Below are 255 nucleotides of genomic sequence, written 5' to 3'. Positions count from 1 at the left end.
GCTTTGGGATGACATTGTCAGAGATCCAATCACTGAATAACATTAGCAACCCAGATAAAATTCAGGTTGGTCAAGTATTGAAAGTTTACACTAGTGGAAATGATTCTGATAGTGGTGGTTCCTCACGTAAAACAACCACTTATACTGTTAAATCTGGTGACAATTTGGGAAGTATTGCCCAACGCTTTGGGATGACATTGTCAGAGATCCAATCACTGAATAACATTAGCAACCCAGATAAAATTCAAGTTGGTC

At 38.4% G+C, this 255-nt stretch carries 1 protein-coding gene; it reads left to right on the top strand.

What is annotated here, in order from left to right:
• The coding region (locus AC0DBE_RS21800; protein WP_472963803.1) for a LysM peptidoglycan-binding domain-containing protein at nucleotides 1-255 on the top strand (255 nt) is incomplete at both ends.

The sequence above is a fragment of the Bacillus sp. VA15 genome (assembly GCF_055721145.1).
The sequence above is the reverse complement of the archived record's forward strand: the minus strand, read 5'-3'. Positions and strand labels throughout refer to the sequence as shown.